At 59.1% G+C, this 17,494-nt stretch carries 19 protein-coding genes; 13 read left to right on the top strand and 6 right to left on the bottom strand.

All coding sequences use genetic code 11. The features are described from left to right. Window positions 1–32: 32 nt before the first annotated feature. Window positions 33–1,148 (top strand): molecular chaperone DnaJ, encoded by a 1,116-nt coding sequence (dnaJ, locus tag GN112_RS15690; RefSeq protein ID WP_155311075.1) that lies wholly within the window; start codon window positions 33–35, stop codon window positions 1,146–1,148. A gap of 32 nt (window positions 1,149–1,180) precedes the next feature. Next, window positions 1,181–1,555 (top strand): 6-carboxytetrahydropterin synthase QueD, encoded by a 375-nt coding sequence (gene queD / locus GN112_RS15685; RefSeq protein WP_155311074.1) that lies wholly within the window; start codon window positions 1,181–1,183, stop codon window positions 1,553–1,555. Between the two features lie 92 nt (window positions 1,556–1,647). Here the strand turns inward: queD and pyrE are convergent, their stop codons facing one another. Continuing rightward, complete coding sequence (gene pyrE, locus GN112_RS15680) at window positions 1,648–2,217, bottom strand: orotate phosphoribosyltransferase (protein WP_155311073.1); 570 nt, start codon at window positions 2,215–2,217, stop codon at window positions 1,648–1,650. Window positions 2,218–2,622: 405 nt separating this feature from the next. On the opposite strand from pyrE, the gene ftsE reads away from it, so the two are divergent. The 6 genes from ftsE to GN112_RS15650 are packed head-to-tail and all read left to right on the top strand — an operon-like array spanning window position 2,623 to window position 8,817. Next, window positions 2,623–3,312, top strand: coding sequence for a cell division ATP-binding protein FtsE (gene ftsE / locus GN112_RS15675; RefSeq protein WP_155311072.1), 690 nt, complete (start codon window positions 2,623–2,625; stop codon window positions 3,310–3,312). A gap of 13 nt (window positions 3,313–3,325) precedes the next feature. Further along, a complete protein-coding gene (gene ftsX, locus GN112_RS15670) occupies window positions 3,326–4,204 on the top strand; it encodes a permease-like cell division protein FtsX (RefSeq protein ID WP_155311071.1) in 879 nt (292 codons plus the stop codon). Next, a complete protein-coding gene (locus GN112_RS15665; RefSeq protein ID WP_155311070.1) occupies window positions 4,204–5,622 on the top strand; it encodes a peptidoglycan DD-metalloendopeptidase family protein in 1,419 nt (472 codons plus the stop codon). The genes ftsX and GN112_RS15665 overlap by 1 nt, the downstream gene beginning before the upstream one ends. Window positions 5,623–5,632: 10 nt before the next feature. Continuing rightward, window positions 5,633–7,012, top strand: coding sequence for a S41 family peptidase (locus tag GN112_RS15660; RefSeq protein WP_155311069.1), 1,380 nt, complete (start codon window positions 5,633–5,635; stop codon window positions 7,010–7,012). Beyond that, a complete protein-coding gene (locus GN112_RS15655; RefSeq protein ID WP_155311068.1) occupies window positions 7,005–8,042 on the top strand; it encodes a divergent polysaccharide deacetylase family protein in 1,038 nt (345 codons plus the stop codon). The genes GN112_RS15660 and GN112_RS15655 overlap by 8 nt, the downstream gene beginning before the upstream one ends. Before the next feature lie 28 nt (window positions 8,043–8,070). Beyond that, complete coding sequence (locus tag GN112_RS15650) at window positions 8,071–8,817, top strand: EI24 domain-containing protein (RefSeq protein ID WP_155311067.1); 747 nt, start codon at window positions 8,071–8,073, stop codon at window positions 8,815–8,817. A gap of 119 nt (window positions 8,818–8,936) precedes the next feature. On the opposite strand, the gene prmA is transcribed toward GN112_RS15650, so the two are convergent. From prmA to GN112_RS15635, 3 genes are read right to left on the bottom strand one after another with little or no spacing between them, the layout of a single operon-like run. After that, window positions 8,937–9,860: a 50S ribosomal protein L11 methyltransferase gene (gene prmA, locus GN112_RS15645; RefSeq protein WP_155311066.1), complete on the bottom strand. Its 924-nt coding sequence runs from the start codon at window positions 9,858–9,860 to the stop codon at window positions 8,937–8,939. Beyond that, complete coding sequence (locus tag GN112_RS15640) at window positions 9,857–11,230, bottom strand: radical SAM protein (RefSeq protein WP_155311065.1); 1,374 nt, start codon at window positions 11,228–11,230, stop codon at window positions 9,857–9,859. The genes prmA and GN112_RS15640 overlap by 4 nt, the downstream gene beginning before the upstream one ends. Before the next feature lie 2 nt (window positions 11,231–11,232). Then, window positions 11,233–12,537, bottom strand: coding sequence for a TIGR04283 family arsenosugar biosynthesis glycosyltransferase (locus GN112_RS15635; RefSeq protein WP_155311064.1), 1,305 nt, complete (start codon window positions 12,535–12,537; stop codon window positions 11,233–11,235). A 351-nt stretch (window positions 12,538–12,888) separates the two neighbouring features. On the opposite strand from GN112_RS15635, the gene GN112_RS15630 reads away from it, so the two are divergent. The 5 genes from GN112_RS15630 (at window position 12,889) to GN112_RS15610 (ending at window position 15,785) form a co-directional block, all read left to right on the top strand. Beyond that, a complete protein-coding gene (locus GN112_RS15630; protein ID WP_155314259.1) occupies window positions 12,889–13,647 on the top strand; it encodes a DUF4198 domain-containing protein in 759 nt (252 codons plus the stop codon). 132 nt (window positions 13,648–13,779) lie between these two features. Further along, on the top strand, window positions 13,780–14,376 hold the full coding sequence (locus GN112_RS15625) for a NikL family nickel/cobalt ECF transporter subunit (protein ID WP_155311063.1): 597 nt from the start codon (window positions 13,780–13,782) through the stop codon (window positions 14,374–14,376). Then, window positions 14,373–14,543, top strand: coding sequence for a hypothetical protein (locus tag GN112_RS15620; RefSeq protein ID WP_155311062.1), 171 nt, complete (start codon window positions 14,373–14,375; stop codon window positions 14,541–14,543). Before GN112_RS15625 ends, GN112_RS15620 begins: the two co-directional genes overlap by 4 nt. Before the next feature lie 95 nt (window positions 14,544–14,638). Continuing rightward, complete coding sequence (locus GN112_RS15615; protein WP_155314258.1) at window positions 14,639–14,953, top strand: energy-coupling factor transporter transmembrane component T family protein; 315 nt, start codon at window positions 14,639–14,641, stop codon at window positions 14,951–14,953. Between the two features lie 109 nt (window positions 14,954–15,062). Then, window positions 15,063–15,785 carry an energy-coupling factor ABC transporter ATP-binding protein gene (locus tag GN112_RS15610; protein ID WP_155311061.1) on the top strand — a complete coding sequence of 241 codons (723 nt, stop codon included), beginning with the start codon at window positions 15,063–15,065 and terminating at the stop codon, window positions 15,783–15,785. A gap of 24 nt (window positions 15,786–15,809) precedes the next feature. Here GN112_RS15610 and GN112_RS15605 read toward each other — a convergent pair whose 3' ends face one another. Together GN112_RS15605 and GN112_RS15600 are read right to left on the bottom strand one after the other, a co-directional pair. Continuing rightward, on the bottom strand, window positions 15,810–16,658 hold the full coding sequence (locus tag GN112_RS15605) for an HDOD domain-containing protein (RefSeq protein ID WP_155311060.1): 849 nt from the start codon (window positions 16,656–16,658) through the stop codon (window positions 15,810–15,812). A 156-nt stretch (window positions 16,659–16,814) separates the two neighbouring features. Next, window positions 16,815–17,426, bottom strand: a complete 612-nt coding sequence (locus GN112_RS15600; protein WP_155311059.1) for a stage II sporulation protein M — start codon at window positions 17,424–17,426, stop codon at window positions 16,815–16,817. Window positions 17,427–17,494: the final 68 nt, after the last annotated feature.

Raw genomic sequence — 17,494 nt, 5'->3', positions numbered from 1 at the left:
AACACGAAGGAAGTAACGTTTCAGGACGATCCATGGCAGCCAAACGAGACTACTACGAAGTGCTCGGCGTTGAACGCAACGCCGGTGAGGCGGAGCTGAAGAAGGCCTACCGTAAGCTGGCCTTGCAGTTCCATCCGGACAGAAATCCCGGAGATCAGGAGGCCGAAGAAAAATTCAAGGAGGCCGCCGAGGCCTACGATGTGCTTCGGGACACCCGCAAACGCCAGATTTATGACCAGTATGGGCATCAGGGCCTGGAAGGATCCGGCTTTTCCGGTTTTGGCGGTTTCGAGGACATCTTTTCCAGTTTCGGTGATATTTTCGAAGATTTTTTCGGCTTTGGCGGCGGTCGCCGGTCAAGGAGCCGGGTGCAACGGGGCGCGGATCTGCGCTACGACATGCAGCTCTCTTTTATGGAAGCGGCGTTTGGCACGGAAAAAGAGATCGATGTGGAAAAGGCGGTCTCCTGCTCGGACTGCGGCGGTACCGGCGCCGCACCGGGGACCGGAGTGGAAACCTGCCCCCAATGCGGTGGCAGTGGACAGGTCGGCCGCAGCCAGGGATTTTTTACCGTTCGCACCACCTGTAGCCATTGCCGGGGCCAGGGCCAGGTCATCGCCACCCCCTGTACCACCTGCCGGGGCCAGGGCAAGGTGCTGGCACATAAAAAAGTTTCCGTCAGAATTCCCGCCGGCGTGGACAACGGCTCACGATTGCGCCTGACCGGAGAAGGTGAAGCCGGCGGTCCGGGTGGTCCCAGTGGCGATCTGTATGTTTTTATCCACACCCAGCCCCACGATTTTTTCAAGCGCGAAGAGACCCATGTGATCTGCCAGATCCCGGTTTCGTTTGTCCAGGCTGCCCTCGGCGATACCATTTCGATTCCCACCCTGAAAGGGGAGACCGAAATGGAAATCCCCAAGGGAACCCAACCCGGCGATGTTTTCCGAATCCGCGGTGAAGGCATTCCTTCGCTGCGCAACGGCCATCGGGGCGATCAGATCGTTCAGGTTAATGTAAAAACGCCCACCAACCTGAACAAGAAACAGGTGGCCCTGCTTAAGGAGTTCGCCGCCATGGAAGAAAACAAGTTTACCAGCAAGCTGAAAAACATCCTCAAAAGCGGTCCGTCAAGGGCGGCCAATTAATCGACGCGACAGACCGCAGGAGCGCAAAATCCATGTTCGAGTTGAAAATCCTCAGCCACTTTTCCGCCGCGCACCAGCTGACCATGGTGGCCCAAAAATGTGAAAATCTTCACGGTCACAACTGGCATGTGGAGGTGTGTGTCAAGGGAGACCGGCTCAACGAAGCGGGTGTGCTGATCGACTTCGGAATTATCAAAAAGTACGTCAAGGAGATCATGCAGCGCCTTGACCACCAGTTTCTCAACGAATTGCCCTATTTCGAAAAGGATGCCCCTTCATCGGAAAACCTGGCTGTCTACATCGCAAGCAGCCTCAAGGAGATGATCGACGACCCCGGCATTACCGTCAGTCGGGTTACGGCCTGGGAATCCGATAACGCCAGTGCCACCTATTTCCCGCCGGCGTAATTCATCCCATCCAAAAACAACAAGCGGAGGATGTGCCTGGAACCCATTTTTGGCTCATCCTCCGCTTTTTTATTTCAGATCGGGTGGCGTTGTCAGGCCACGCCGGGCTCGTTTTTCCAGCAGTCAACCAGTTCGTCGCGGGTAATGATGGCGGTGGCGTCGGTGACGTGCTTGCGGATATTTTCCATTCCACCTTCCTGGCGATCCACCAGGATAATTGCCCGGACCACCGTCAGTCCCTCGGCGCGGGCCCGCTCGATGGCCTTGATGGTAGATCCGCCGGTGGTGGCCACATCGTCGATGACGACCACCTTTTCACCCGGGGCCACATCGCCTTCGACCCACTTGACGATCCCGTGATCCTTCTGTGTTTTGCGTATCGAAAAAGCGTTCACCGGTTGTCCCTTCAACTCCGAGGCAAAGGCCGTGGCCATGGCAATCGGATCGGCACCAAACGTCAGTCCGCCCACGGCCGTGGCGCCGCTGTCGCGCATGGCCTCGAAGATCAGGTGCCCGGTCAGAAACATGCCGCGGGCACAGAGGGTGGTGGGTTTGCAGTTGACGTAAAAACGGCTCATACGGCCCGAAACCAGTTTGAAAGAGGGGGTTTCCGTGTACTTAAAGGATTTCCGGCACAACAAGCGGATCAGTTCTTTTTTCATGGTGGCGCCTCCCGGGCAGCCGGATTTCTAAGAAATACTTGATTTTAAGAGGTTTTTCAGATAAAAAAGCCTCCACCGAACTGGAAGAAGCCCGTCATTGGGATTCAGTGGAGGCTTCGCAAGGAAAACTGGAAACAGCACTCCTTGAGCGTATCGGTCTCTTAACAGTTGACGGGTTGCCGGTCAATGCCAAACCCCGAGGAGATTTCAGCCCGCGTGCCACTTGAATCAAGTCGGAAGACCCCGCCTGGCCCGCATCTTGCCGATCGCTTGGCAGGGTGGGCCGTTTGGTTTTGTCGCCCTGCCGGACCCGGGCATCCGCCACACCGAATCGACTGGCCCCGCCCGCTTTTCCCGGAGCGTGGGAGGGCCGGTGCCATCCGCCCCCACCCCTGACGAGGTCCCATGACCAGCCTGGCCGAAAAAAACGCGGTGATTCGCATGTTTCATGTCCACAAGCGGTACGGCGCCAAGCAGGCGCTGGTGGATGCGACCCTGGATATTGCCAAAAACGAGTTCCTGTTTATTAGTGGTCCCAGCGGTGCGGGAAAATCGACCCTGCTTAAATTGCTTTACCTGGCGGAACCGGTTTCCGAAGGACAGATTCTGGTTGACGGCATGAACCTCTCCCGGATTCCCCAGCGGCGGATTCCCATGCTGCGGCGCAAATTCGGCATCATCTTTCAGGATTATAAACTGATTCCCACGCGCACGGTTTACGAAAACGTGGCCCTGGTGCTGGAGGCGCGGGGGCAAAAGCGCAGCCTTGTGGAAAAGAAGGTCAAGCATGTCCTCCGGGTCGTGGGCATGGAGGATCGCCTGACGACCTACCCGCCAAGCCTGTCCGGCGGTGAGCAGCAGCGGGTGGCGGTCGCCCGCGCCGTGATCGGTGACCCCAAAATCATCCTCGCCGACGAGCCCACCGGCAGCCTGGACGATGATTCGGCGGCCATCATTCTCCAGTTGCTGGGCCAGTTTCATCAGCGCGGCGCCACCGTGGTGGTGGCCACCCACGACCGGTCGCTGATCGAGAGCGCCACCGGTCGGGTGCTGACGCTTCACCAGGGTCGCCTTGAACCACCGGCAGACGTCTGAAGGGGGTGAAACGATGATTGTCTACATCCAGCGGGCCATCAAAGATCTTTTGGAAAACCGGTTTCTCAATGCGGTAACCATCATCACGATCGCCCTTTCCGTGCTGATTGTCAGTGCATTCGGCCTCTTTTTTTTCAATTTGCAGGATATGTTCAATGCCTGGAAAAAAGGGGTCCGCATCATGGTTTACCTGGCACCGGACACCACTGAAGCCCAGCGTCTGGATACCCGTTTCCAGTTGCAGTCCATCGACGGTATCGAGCGCATCCGTTTTGTTTCCAAGAACGAGGCCATGCGCTTGATGAAAGAACGCATGCCCCACCAGGCGTCATTGCTGGACCACCTGAAAGAGAATCCGCTGCCCGACGCTTTCGACGTTGCCCTTATCGGTGAATCCAACTCCCCGGAAAAGATCGCCTTCCTGGCCCAACGCATCGAAGGGCTACCCGCAGTGGCGGAGGTGGAGTATGGCCAGCAGTGGATCGAACGGTTTGGCGGTTTTTTCAACCTGTTCAAGCTGGCTGGATACGGCCTGGGAACGATGTTTTTCATGGCCACCGTCTTTATCGCGGCCAATACCATCCGCCTGGTGCTCTACTCGCGGCGGGAAGAGATTCAGATCATGCGCCTGGTGGGGGCCGCCGACCGGTTCATCCGCGTGCCCTACTACTTGGAGGGGATGATCCAGGGGCTTTCCGGCAGCCTGATCGGCCTCGGCCTGCTCTACGCGGCCTTCACGGCAATTGGTTCCCAGTTTCAGCAGACCCTCTCCACGGAAATGGTCTCCATCCGGTTCCTGTCCATGGAGATTTGTGCCTGGATTGTCGGTGCTGGCCTGACAACCGGGCTTTTGGGTTCATTTTTTTCGCTCAAGCAGTTCATGAAACGGTAATGCACCGGATCCGCTTTCCACAGCACATATGGCGATTGGCGGCAAGGGCGTGCCTGCCTGTTTTCGTGATCGGCTGCATCGCCTTCATCGCCAGCGCCCGATGGGCGGCCGGTGAGGATCAGCTGGCCACGGTCCTGGCATCCGAGCTTAACCTGCGCGCCGGCCCTGGCCTGCACCATCCGATCCTTGCGTCGTTGCCCGAAGGGTCCCGGGTGCGGGTGCTTTCCTATGAAGGCGAGTGGGTGCGGATCCTTTGTGGCGATAAGAGCGGCTTTGTTCTGAACCAAAGCCGCTATCTGCGGATCGACAACGGTTCCGAGGCTGCCGGTGGGGCACCGGCGGGGCACCGTAGCGCGGATCTGGAACGGCAACTGCAAACGTCCAAACAAAAAGTGGCCTCTTATTCCAAGGAGGAGACCGGGATCGTCAACATGCTCGACGATACGGAGAAAGCCCTGGACCAGGCCCGCAAAACCGTGGTCCGGATCTCCGCCGAGTTGAAGGCCGTGGAGCAGCAAATCCGAACCATCGAGGGCCAGTACCGGGAGGTTGAAGCCCGCGCCGAAAAAGCCGAAACCTATGTCGCCGGCCGGCTGGCGGCACTGTATAAACTCAGCTGGCTGGGTAAGTTTCATGTGCTTGCCGCCGCTGACTCCATGTTTGATTTTTTTACCCGCAGACGGGCCCTGCAGCAGATTCTGGAGCGTGATGCGCAAGTTATGGATCAACTGGCGGATGACAAATCCAGGATGCAGGCACTGCTCGATCAGCTCATGGCGCGAAAAAACGAAAAGCAGGAAACCACCGCCGATCTGAGTGCCAAAATCGAAACCATGCACGCCCGCCAGGCCGAGCGGGAACGGTTGTTGACCCAAATCCGCAGCGAGAAGTCGCTCCAACTGGCGGCAATTGCATCGCTGGAAGCCTCCGCACAGGAATTGGATCGCACGGTGGCCGCGTTCAAACCGCCGGCCCCGGCTTCAATGGCCCTGTCAGACACTGCCGAGAAACCGTTTGCCGCGCTTAAAGGCTTGCTTATGATGCCGGTCAACGGTAAAATAGTCTCTTTTTTCGGTCAGTATACGGATCGAAAAATTAACGTGACCAATTTCCAAAGCGGTATTAATATCAAGGCGGACAGAGGCGAACCCATCCGCGCGGTCCATGGCGGCCAGACGCTGTTTTCTTCCTGGTTCAAAGGTTTTGGCAACATGATCATCATCGATCATGGCGACCATTACTACACCGTATACGCCCACCTGGAAGAGCTGTTCAAGTCAAAGGGAGACCCGGTTGAAACCGGAGAGGTGATCGCCACCGTGGGGGACAGCGGGTCTCTGCACGGCGCCGGTCTGCACTTTGAGATCCGCCACCACGGAAAACCCATCAATCCATTGGGCTGGATAAAAAAAGGCTAAAGGAGAAACAATGACAGCCAAAACAACCCGACACCTCAAACTGTGGGTGGCCGTCGTGCTCGTATCAGGCATCCTGATCCTGGGCCATGGCTTCTACCGGGATCTGTCCGCCAATACCGAAGATACCTATAAGGGCTTGAAGCTTTTTTCCGACGTGATCGAACTGGTTCAGAAAAATTACGTGGATGAAGTCGACACCCAGAAAATGATCGAGGCGGCCATCCAGGGGATGGTGCGCAGTCTCGATCCGCACAGCTCGCTGCTGCCGCCGGACGCGCTCAAGGAGCTTCAGATCGATACCCACGGCGAATTTACCGGCATCGGGATTCATGTCACCATGCGCAACAACCTGGTGACGGTAATCTCGCCCATTGAAGGGACACCGGCCTATCGTGCCGGTATCAAGGCCGGTGACAAGATCATCAAGGTCGACGGTACGGTAACCGAGGACCTGCGGGATGCCGTCAAACGGATGCGCGGACCCAAGGGCAGCACGGTGGAGCTTACCGTACTGCGGCAAGGGGAACCGGAACCCCTGGCGTTCAGCCTGGTTCGTGATGTGATTCCCATTTACAGCGTCAAGGCGGAAATGCTGAAAACCGGATACGGGTATATCTGGATCACCAACTTCCGGGAAAACACCACCAGTGATCTGATCGAGGCACTGGATGCCATGGAAAACGGAGGCTCCCCCTTCAAGGGCCTGGTCCTGGACCTGCGGGACAACCCCGGCGGCATCCTCAACCAGGCCATCGAGGTCTCCGATCTCTTTCTGGAGTCGGGCGAAATCCTCAGCATCAAAGGCCGTGACGGTCAGAATACCAAAGTGTTCCGAGCCCATGCAAACACTGTCAAGCGCGATTATCCCATCGTTGTGCTGATCAACGGCGGTAGCGCCAGCGCGTCGGAGATTGTGGCCGGCGCGCTTCAGGATCAAAAACGGGCCCTCATTCTGGGCACCACATCCTTCGGCAAGGGATCCGTCCAGACGGTGGAGACCCTGCGTGACGGCTACGGCCTCAAATTTACCATTGCGCGTTACTACACGCCCTCCGGGCGATCCATTCAGGCCAAAGGGGTGGAGCCCGACGTGGAAGTCAAGCATCGGGTCCTTTCGGCGGGAGGTGCTTCCGGGGAACGCATGATCAAAGAAAAAGACCTGAAAAATCACCTGGATGCAGAGCCGGACGACGCCCTCGAAGAGCCGGTGCCGGAACCGGTACCGGAAGAGAAGGAAACCGTGGAACCCGAAGAGACCCCGGCCCTGAAGCGTTTCAAGGCCAAAAACAGCCCCCTGGAACGGGATACCCTGTTATCCGACAGCCAGGTCGTGCGCGCATTGGACATCCTGATCAGCTACGACATTTTCAAAGACCTCAAAAATGGCTAAGAAAGGCCCGGTAAAACCGAAGCCGAAAACAAAACCCAAGGTCCGGAAAAGCAGAAAGAAGGCCGGCACCACCCAGCGGCAGTTGATGAAAATCGCTGCCGGTCTGGGCCTGCTGGTGTGCATCGTAATTACCGCCGCTTTGCTGGCCAACCGGATTTTGAGTCGGCCCACACCATCACCGGTGACCCGGCCGAAGCCGGAGCCCGTCACCAAACCGGTTCCGGTCAAAAAACCGGTGCCAGCCGCGCCGACGACTCATCCGAAACCGGTGTCGCCGGCCGTTCCGGATTACGAGGCGTTTCACCGCGAGACGGTGCCCCCGCCCTCGCCGATTACCAGGATCAAACCGGTAACCAACGGCATTCCGGTGGCCATCATCATCGATGATATCGGTTACGATCGCAAAATGGCCGAAGGGTTTCTCGCGCTATCGGTACCGCTGACCTTTTCCGTGCTACCCGAGGGCACCTTCAACCGGCGCATCATCGCCGAGGCCCGCGATAAGGATGTGGAAATCATGCTCCATCTGCCCATGGAGCCGGCCAACTATCCGGCGGTCAATCCGGGACCGGGAGCCCTGTTCGCCAGCATGACACCCGACGAATTGATTGCTCAACTCAATGCCGACCTGGACAGCGTACCGGGCGTCAAAGGCGTCAACAACCACATGGGCTCTAAGCTGACCGCCTCTTCGGAGCAGATGCGCCAGGTTTTCACGATCCTGAAAAAACGCGGTCTCTTTTTTGTGGACAGCCGCACCTCAGCCGATACCCGCTGCCGTCCCTCGGCGGAACTGCTGAAACTGCCCTTTGCCGAACGAGACGTGTTTATCGACCATGAACAGACGCCCGAATTTGTCAGAAAACAGCTCAAGCTGCTGATCAAGCGGGCCAAAGCCCAGGGATACGCCATCGGCATCGCCCATCCCCATTCGGTTACACTCAAGGTGCTCAGGGAAATGTTGCCGGAGCTGAAAAATGCCGTTTTCCTCACCCATGCATCCCGGGTGGTGGCTTTTCAGGAGGGCTAAGGCGATTTCAAAAGGATGAAAGCGATCGATGAATCTTTTTTCCGGTATTCTATATAATCTTCGGGGACTCTGGCTGGGGCTGCGAACGCCGCGGCTGCTGATGCTGGGACTGCTGCGGTTCGCGGTGGTCGCCCTGCTGACCGTGGGCTTGTCTGGCGTGATCCTGGCCAAACATGCGGAAATTTTGGCCCTGCTGTGGCAGCGGCCCGAAAGCGCCTGGATTGTCTGGGCCTGGTACCTGGCCTCCTGGCTGCTCTCTTTGCTGCTCATGGGCATCTCGGCCGTGATCGCCTACCTTTTAAGCCAGATCCTGTTTGCCGTTCTGGTCATGGACCTCATGTCCCGCATTACCGAGCGCCTGGTTGGCGGTCCGGTTGCCGCCTCCCCCCGTGTACCGGTCATGACCCAGATGGGGTTTCTGATTCGCCAGGAGGTGCCCCGCAACATCATTCCGGTGCTTCTGACCCTGCTGCTCATGGTCCTGGGATGGTTCACGCCGTTGGGTCCGGTGGTGACCACCATCGGACCGCTGGTGGCCGCCATCTTCTTGGCCTGGGACAACACCGATCTCGTGCCGGCGCGCAACCTCCAGCCCTTTAGGTTGCGATTCAAAAGCCTGGTACGCAGCCTGCCGTTTCACCTGGGCTTCGGCCTGCCATTTCTGATTCCGGTACTGAATCTCATTTTTCTCAGTTTCGCACCGGTGGGCGCCACCCTGTACCACCTTGACCGGGAAAAGCGAGTGACGGGGTCACCGCCGGAAGCCAGCATGTGAGCATGGCGGGCATTACTCGCAACCCGACCCGCTGAGCCGGTCCTGCCTGGCAAAGGCCACCGGCCAGTCCCCTTTTTACGGATAACGTTTCCGATCGTATCCGGCCGGCCGCAGCGTAATCAGGCGGCGGCCGCTTTCCGGGAGGCGATGGCCACCCACCCATCCTTTTCGAGCACCTCGATCACGGTCAGACCGCTGGCCGACAACCCATCCATGACGATCCCTTTTTTGGCCGTGATGATTCCCGAGCAGATGAAGATGGCGCCATCCTTCAGCACCGTTTTTACCTGGGGCAACAGAACCAGGATCACCTCGGCCAGGATATTGGCCGCCACCACGTCGAAGACCTGCCGGACCTTGTCCACCAGGTTGCCGGCAAAGAGCTGAAACCGGTCGATGCGGTTGACGCGCAGATTCTTTTCGGCCACGGACACGGCCACGGCATCGTTGTCCACCCCGCAGACTTCACCGGCACCCAGTTTGGCGGCGGCGATCATCAGAATTCCCGATCCGGCGCCCACGTCCAGGAAGCGGTCGCCGGCCTTGAGATGGGTCTCGATCAGGCCGATGGAAAGCGCCGTGGTGGCGTGGGTGCCGGTGCCGAAGGCCATCCCCGGGTCGATCTCCAGGATGAGCTCCTCCGGTCGGGCGGGATAATCGCGCCAGGTGGGCTTGACCACGAGGCGGTCGGTGATCTTCTCCGGCCAGAAATACTCCTTCCAGGCCTCGGCCCAGTCCTCCTCGTCGATGCGGCTGTAGGTCACCTGGGGATGGCGGACGGTATTTTCGTCCAGGCGCTCCAGGGCCGCTTCGAGGGCCTTGCAGCGTTCGGCCGCTTTATCCGTATCGGCAAAATAGCCGGTGACCCCCGGCCGTTCGGGCGGGCGGATGGCATCGTCGCCCCAGTCCTGATCCGGGTCCATTTCCGGGTCGTCCACAACGACCCCCTTGAGGTCCAGCGAATAGAAAATATCGGCCACGAGATCCGTGGCCAGTTCACGGTCCGGGCTGTCGAAGGTCACTTTGGCGGCGATCCATTTCATGGGTCAACATCCTCTGGTGCCGCCGGCGGGGCGGCGGTAAAGTGCTCTTTGGGCGGATTGAAATAACCATACTTGAGATCGGGAAAGCGTTTGCGGATCATTTTGAGCAGTTGATCCATGCCCACCGGCGGGCCCAGCGGCGCGACGCGGCGCATCATTTTGAGGTAGCGACCGGGATCGAAGTTGAGGTTGCGCCACTGGATCAGATGCACGGGATGCTTTTCCAGGAAAACCGACAGGGCCGCCGTCTCTTCGGGGCTGTCGGTGAATCCCGGGCAATTCAGGTAGTTGATGGCCACATGCCGGCCCTTGGCAAGGGCGGTATCGATGCTCTCCAGAACATGGGCAAAGCGGTATCCTTTTGGCCTGAAATACGCATGGTAACAGGCTTCGCGCACGGAGTTCATGCTCACCCGGATGCTGTCCAGTCCCGCGTCCAGCAGGGGGGCCAGCACCTGGGGCAGGCTGGCGTTGGTGTTCATGTTGATGGTGCCCTGGTCGGTGGCCGTGCGGATGCGGGCGATGGCCGGGCCGATCACCCGGGCAGCCATGAGCGGGTCGCCTTCACAGCCCTGGCCAAAGCTGACCACGCTCTTTTTTACCCGGCGGATGTGCGCCAGGGCCACATCGGCGATCTCTTCGGCCGTCGGGGTGAAGGCGATGCGGTTCTGGCTGCTAGTCAACTGGGGGTCGTGCTGCAGGGAGATGCAGCCCAGGCAACGGGCATTGCAGGCCTTTGATGTGGGCAGCGGGGCTTCGTAGCGGCTCAGAAAGAAGTTCTTGCCCGCCGGGCAGCCGTAGGTCAGGGCACAGTGCTCCAAATGGCGGGCCAGCCGGTTGTCCGGCAGTGTGCGGCGCATCCGTTCGACTCCGGCAACGATCCGGTCCCGGGGCATGCGGCGCAGATCCTGGCGGGGTTCACGGTCGACCACTATGGCCGCCGAGCGAAACCCGCCATCCTGCCAGCCGACCGCCCCGTAGCTGAACAGCGGCAGGGTCTTTGCCCCGGGCCGTTCCTCATAGGCACAGACATGGGTCAGCACCACGCCGGGAGAGTTGAAGGCGGCCACGGGAAAGATCCGCTCCCCGGGCACATACGGGTTGTCGGCCACGGGTCGGGTCTTGCCGGTGGAAAGATCGATGAGCAGGGGGATGCGATCGGGCAGAAACATCAGTTCGCTGCCGTGGGGCAGGGCGATGGTGTTGGCGGTGGTCAGGGGATCCTGCCGCGGCCCGTCGGTGCCGACCGCCACAAAGCCCTCCAGATCGAAGATTTCGCCTCTGGCGTTGGCCACCACGGCGGTAAGGGGCCTGGAGGGCTGGGGGCCCGGTCGTTTTTTATGCGGATATCGGCGCTTTTTTCGAGTCATGGTCATTCGTGTTTCGATGGCCACCGGTAGAGGGGGGCCAGGCGTTGGGGGGCGATGCCGGCCAGGCAACCTGTGGCAATGACGGTGTTGATCAACGTGGTGCGCAGCGGACCCAGGCGCTGCCAGCGTCTGGCTGAGGTAACCGCCGCCACCGGTGCCAGGGCGATGCGGCCATATCGGGCCATGCGGCGAACCAGGTAGAGGTCTTCGGCAATGGATACCGGCGGAAAACCGCCGGCACGCTGAAAATCATGCCGGCGCAGGAACAGTCCCTGGTCGCCGTAAGGCAGTTTCAGCCGGCCGGCCCGCAGGTTGGTCCAGAAGGTGATCCAGCGCATGGCCGGAGTGCGCCGGTCCGTCGCAAACCCGAAGGCGCCAAGCACCACGCGACGATCCATCAGGGTCTCGAAAACATGCGCCACATAACCGTCGGGCAGGCGGGTGTCGGCATGCAGAAAAAGCAGCACCCCGCCGCGGGCCATGGCCGCGCCCCGGTTTTGTTGGATCGCCCGGCCCCTGGGACAGGGGACGATGCGGGCGCCCATCTGCCGGGCGATGACCAGGGTGCCGTCCGTGCTGCCCCCGTCGCAAACCATCGTTTCGGCATCAACAGAGGCCGCCGTTTCAAGGGTGCGGCCGATCTGAGCGGCCTCATTCAGGGTCGGGATGACGATCGACAGATAGGGCCCGATCGGCTTCAAGGGATCCAGATCCGCCGGCGTGTCCAGATCGCTCATGGGATCGAGCAGAAAGGGGGCGACGCCCAGCCTGCGGGCCCGTTCCAGGGTGTTGGCCAGCACATCGGACCGGCTCCAGGCCATGCCGCCGAAGAGGTCGATCGGCCGGTTCATCCCCACCAGCCAGTAGCCGCCGTCCCGGCTGGGCCCCAGCACGAGGTCGTGGCGTTTCAGCGAATCAAAGGCCTGTTCAATCCCTTCGGCGGTCAACCCGGGAATGTCCGTTCCCACCAGTACCACCCGGCCGGCCCCCTGATGGAACGCCTCCCGGATCGCCGTGACCATGCGCCGGCCGAGATCGCCGGCAGCCTGGGCCGCGTAGGTCACATCCCCGCCGCCTAACCAGCGCTGCAGACGATGCTGCTCCCCACCAGCATGGCAGAAAACGATCCGGGTGCCCGTTCGCCCGGCCATTCGGCGTGCCGCCGCCACGGTGTGTTCGCTGAGGCGGCGCTGCAGATCGGCGGCACCGGCCGGTCCCAGCGCCGGAATCAGGCGGGTCTTGGTCTTCCCCGGTATTGGATAGCGGCCGAAAACGATCAGCGTCTGGCGAGCTGCGGGTATGTGCATGGGGATCTGCGGCGTCCTGTGGATTCATCCGGTTTTGTCGATGCCCCCTGTCTACCACACTCACCGGTCAAAGTACATCGGCCCGCGGCGTCGGAGCAACGATCGGACGCCTTTTGTTGGAATGCCCGTCCGCCACGGAAAATACGGCCGTTAAAAATGGTTGACGGAGATCATACCCATGGGCTATTAGCAATTTCTATCCGCAGACCGAAGTCTGCCTCGCACCACCCACAAGTCGATGCTTGATCAGCCACGAAGGTATCTGTCTCCGAAGGAGACGTGCATTCGTGGTTTTTTATTTTGGCAAACTTAAAACCCATTGGAGGAAAAATGATGCGCAACCGATTCTGGATGGTAGGCGTGGCAGTCTTGTTTTCAATCGTTTTTTGCGGCAATGTGGCCTTGGCCCATTTCGGCATGGTGATTCCGTCAGATACCATGGTCATGCAGGATGACAACCGCACGGTACATGTTACCCTCTCCTTTTCCCATCCCATGGAACTGGTGGGTATGGAGCTGGTCAAACCCAAGGTGTTCGGGGTGCTGGCCAACGGCAAAGAGCAGGATCTGCTCGGCCAGCTGAAACCGGCCACGGTAATGGATCACAAAGCCTGGCAGGTCGACTATGCGGTGAAGCGGCCCGGCGTCTACATGTTCCACATGGAGCCCCAACCCTACTGGGAGCCGGCCGAGGACTGCTTTATCATCCACCTGACCAAAACCGTGGTCACCGCCTTTGGTGATGACGAAGGCTGGGATGCGGAACTGGGGCTGAAAACGGAAATCGTACCCATCGCCAAACCGTTCGGCCTTTATGCGGGCAACGTGTTTCAGGGCATCGTCAAAATGGACGGCAAACCGGTGCCCTATGCCGAGGTGGAGGTGGAATTTTACAACCAGGACAAAACCGCCCATGCGCCCACCGACTACATGGTGACCCAGACCATCAAGGCCGATGCCGACGGCGTATTCACCTACGCCACGCCTGCCGCAGGGTGGTGGGGCTTTGCCGCGCTGAACACGGCGGACTATACTATCAAGCATGAGGGCGAGGATAAGGATGTGGAGATGGGCGCGGTGATCTGGGTTTACTTTCACGACTGGAAATAGACGTCCATGCACATTTCAGAAGGGGTGATCACGGTGTTCTGCGTGGCTTTTATGAAAAAAGTAAAACCGGAAATGCTACCCGGGTATGCCGGGTAGCACGTTCCATAACGGCTAAACGACATACGGAATTTCATGAAACGATCGATAACGGTATTGATGTTTGTTTTTCTGGCGGGGTTGATCCTAGCCCCTTTGGCATCGGCGCACAAGGTGACCATCTTTGCCTGGGCCGAAGGGGACACGGTGTACACGGAAAGCAAATTCAGCGGCGGCAAACGGGTGATCGATGGCAAGGTGGAGGTGTTCGATCCGGCCGGCACCCTGCTTCTGGACGGCCAAACCAACGATAAGGGGGAATTCTCCTTCAAAGCGCCCAGGATCAGCGACCTCAAGATCGTTCTGACCGCCGGCATGGGTCACCAGAGTTCGTGGACACTCTCCGCCGCCGAGCTGGGTAGGGAAAGTGCGGCGCCGGTTCCCCCCGCACCGGCGGCAGAAACGCCCGATGTGTCTGCCCCGCCGGCAGTGGCCTCCGGGCTGACCGCCGAGGAGATTGAAGCCATTGTCGCCCGTCAACTGGAGCAAAAAATCCATCCGCTGACCCGCATGGTCGCCGCCGCCCAGGACAAAGGGCCGTCGGTGAGCGATGTGATCGGCGGGATCGGCTACATTATTGGACTGGTTGGGCTTGGGGCCTACATGCGTTACCGTAAAGACGGACGTGCATGAAGCCCGTCAGCTTTGCCGAAAGCCATTCGTGGATGCATTCCATCGATCCCCGGCTGCGGGTGCTCGGTGCCTTCGGTTTTGCCGTGGTGGTGGCGGTCAGCTATGATTTTGCCGCCCTGGCGATCTCCCTGCTGGTCCGCCCTGGTGGCTCGGCTCGACCTGCGTGAAGTGGGCTACCGGCTCATTGGCCCCCTGATTTTTCTGCTGCTGCTGTGGGCCGTGATGCCTTAACCAACTGCACCTGCCGGACAAGCTGGTGCACATGCTCCTGATCACCTACCGCTATCTGTTTGTCCTGGAGCAGGAGTACCAGCGGCTGGTCCGGGCCATGAAAATCCGCAACTTCCGACCGGCCACCACCCTGCACACCTACCGGACCTACGCCTATCTGGTGGGCATGTTCTTTGTGCGAGCCTCGGAGCGGGCCAAGCGAGTGCATAGCGCCATGATCTGCCGGGGCTTCAACGGCCGCTTCATCAGCTTACGGGTGTTCCCGCCCAATCCCCACAACCGGGTATTTGCCATCGCGACGCTCTTCACGCTGGTTCTGCTGGTCGGGCTGGCATGGCGGCGGTGAGCCCTTCGCTTTGATACAAAAAACGCTGTTGAAGCCATCGGCGTGAACTAACGATGACGTTACCCAAAAGCGGTTTCAGCCGGTACCCATCCAAAGAAAGCGTTGATGCATGCACCCCGTGATTCTCAATCTGACCGACATCTCCTACGGCTATCCCGGTGGACCCAGCGTTCTGGATCATCTCAATTTTCAACTGCACATCGGTGACCGTATCGGCCTGGTAGCGCCCAACGGCAGTGGCAAGACCACCCTGTTTCACATTATCATGGGATTGCTCAAACCGATGTCCGGAACGGTCGAGGTTTTTGGAACGGCCAGGAAAACAGAAGCAGATTTCGTTGACGTGCGGCGGCGGATCGGGCTGTTGTTCCAGGATGCCGATGATCAGCTTTTTTCACCCACGGTTTTGGAGGATGTGGCCTTTGGCCCCCTGAATTTGGGCAAGACCCGGGAGGAGGCTGTTGAAGTGGCGAAAAGAACCCTTGATTTTTTGGGCCTCGCCGGGTTTGAGGAACGAATCACCTACAAGCTGTCCGGCGGCGAGAAACGGTTGGTATCCCTGGCCACGGTGCTGGCCATGGAGCCGGAAGTGCTGCTTCTGGACGAACCCTCCACCGGCCTGGACAACGGTACCAAGGACGCCCTGATCCACGTTTTGAACTCGTTGGAGCTCACCTTTGTACTGATCTCCCACGAATTCGGCTTTCTTTCCCAGACAGCCCGTCACATCTACACCATGAAAAGCGGCCGCATTCGTTTCGACCAGGAACTGCCCATCCACACCCACAAACACGCCCACCTCATGGGGCGGCAGCCTCACCGGCACGTCTAAGCTCTTTTTCGTCAAGGGGTATGCCTATACCGAGTCCATGAACTCGTTGACCTCGCGCTGAAAAGTTTTGTAGCATAGCATCATTTCACGCACCGCGGTTTTGTCCGCAAAAAAGTCATTGAAGACATCCTGATACACATGGTAGGCGAGCCGGTCGACGCCAAGGCCCGTATCGACCATCATGGCCACCATATCGGCCAGATAGATGGCAGCGGTGGCCGGATCGTTGCGCGAGGCGACGTTGGCCAGGTGGTGGTTTTCGATCATATAGATCATGTGCGGGCTGAACTGCCACTGCTTGGCGATGATGCCGCCCAGGGCGGCGTGATCCATGCCGAGGACCTCGTTTTCCGCCTCGACGAAACTCATGCCCCGGTCGGACACCATCTGTTGAATGGTTTCCAACTGATCGGCTACATATTCGTGGAGAATGACCTTGCCGATGTCTTTAAGCAGCGCTGCCGTGTAAATGGCTGGCAGACTCATCAGGTCCCGCTGTTTGGCCAGGGTCCTGGCCACCATGGCAACGGCCAGACTCTGACGCCACAGGTCTCCTTTTGCCAATCCGTAGCCCTCCTGGGAGTGGTTCAGGTTGGTGGAAAGATTCTGGGACAGAACCATCTCCACCACCTGCTGCTGCCCCAGCATGGAGACCGCCTGGTGAACCGAATCGACCTTGACCGGCAACCCCATGTGGGCAGAGTTGACCGTTTTGAGCAGGTTGGCGGTGATGGCCGGATCGCGTTCGACCACCGTCATCAGGTCTCGCAAGGAGGCATCCGGATCACCCGCCAGGGCCAGAACCTTGTGAATGACGGTCGGAATAGGTTCCAGATTGTTGACTTTTTTCAGTATGCCGGGCAGATCGGTCATTTTTCAGCAAATCCTTATACCATCTGATTTTTTATCGGTCTCAGTGGGCGCAGAAAAACCGCTACGTGGGATTCAACCCTTTGATTTTTTCCCTTATCAATCCTTGTCATCGGTCTTTTGGCAGGTGGCATTAGCTAAATTTGAGGATGCGTTCAACTATCCGGCAACACCGGAAAACAGAAACGCCCGGCCCTCAATGATGGCGGCCACCAGCAGCAAGGGCAGGACGATCAGGAAAAAGACCCGGTTGGCGGTGAGCCAGCGGTCAAAATAGGTCCCCGGCAGCCCATTAAAGCGATACCCCAGTCCGCGCCAGAGGCTGACCCCCCAGGAAATCAGCATGGCCGGCCATTCGAAGAGGCCATGGGGCACCAGCATCGCTGCGGCGTCAGGAATCGATGCACCGATGGCCGTGGCCACGATCCAGCCCAGCAGCAGCCCATTGGCGGCAGCGGTAATCAAAGGCACCAGGCCCCACAGGGTAAGCAGGCACATGGTGGTATAGGTGGCGACCAGATTGTGCATAAAAAGGGAAAAAACAAAATCCATTCCTCTTTTGGCGGCAAACGTATCGACCAGGCCGCTTACGGTCTGGTGTAAAAAATTCAGGGCGCCGGCATACTTCCATCCGCCGGCGCAAGCCGCCCCATACACCACAACGACGATGGCAATGCCATGGCGTGCCTGGTAAAGGGTTGCCAGCGCCCGGGCGTATTCTCGTTTCAGCATGGTGCGGCCGGGTTCATGGGATGGGGTTGCCAGTTGCAATCGGGTTCTTATTAAATGGACATGAACAGATACTCGTTGAATCGGTCAATGTTTGTCAAATCGTTTCG

This window comes from Desulfosarcina ovata subsp. ovata (assembly GCF_009689005.1).
Classification (GTDB): Bacteria; Desulfobacterota; Desulfobacteria; order Desulfobacterales; family Desulfosarcinaceae; genus Desulfosarcina; species Desulfosarcina ovata.
Note: the sequence above shows the minus strand (reverse complement) of the source record. Positions and strands in the feature narration are given on the sequence as shown.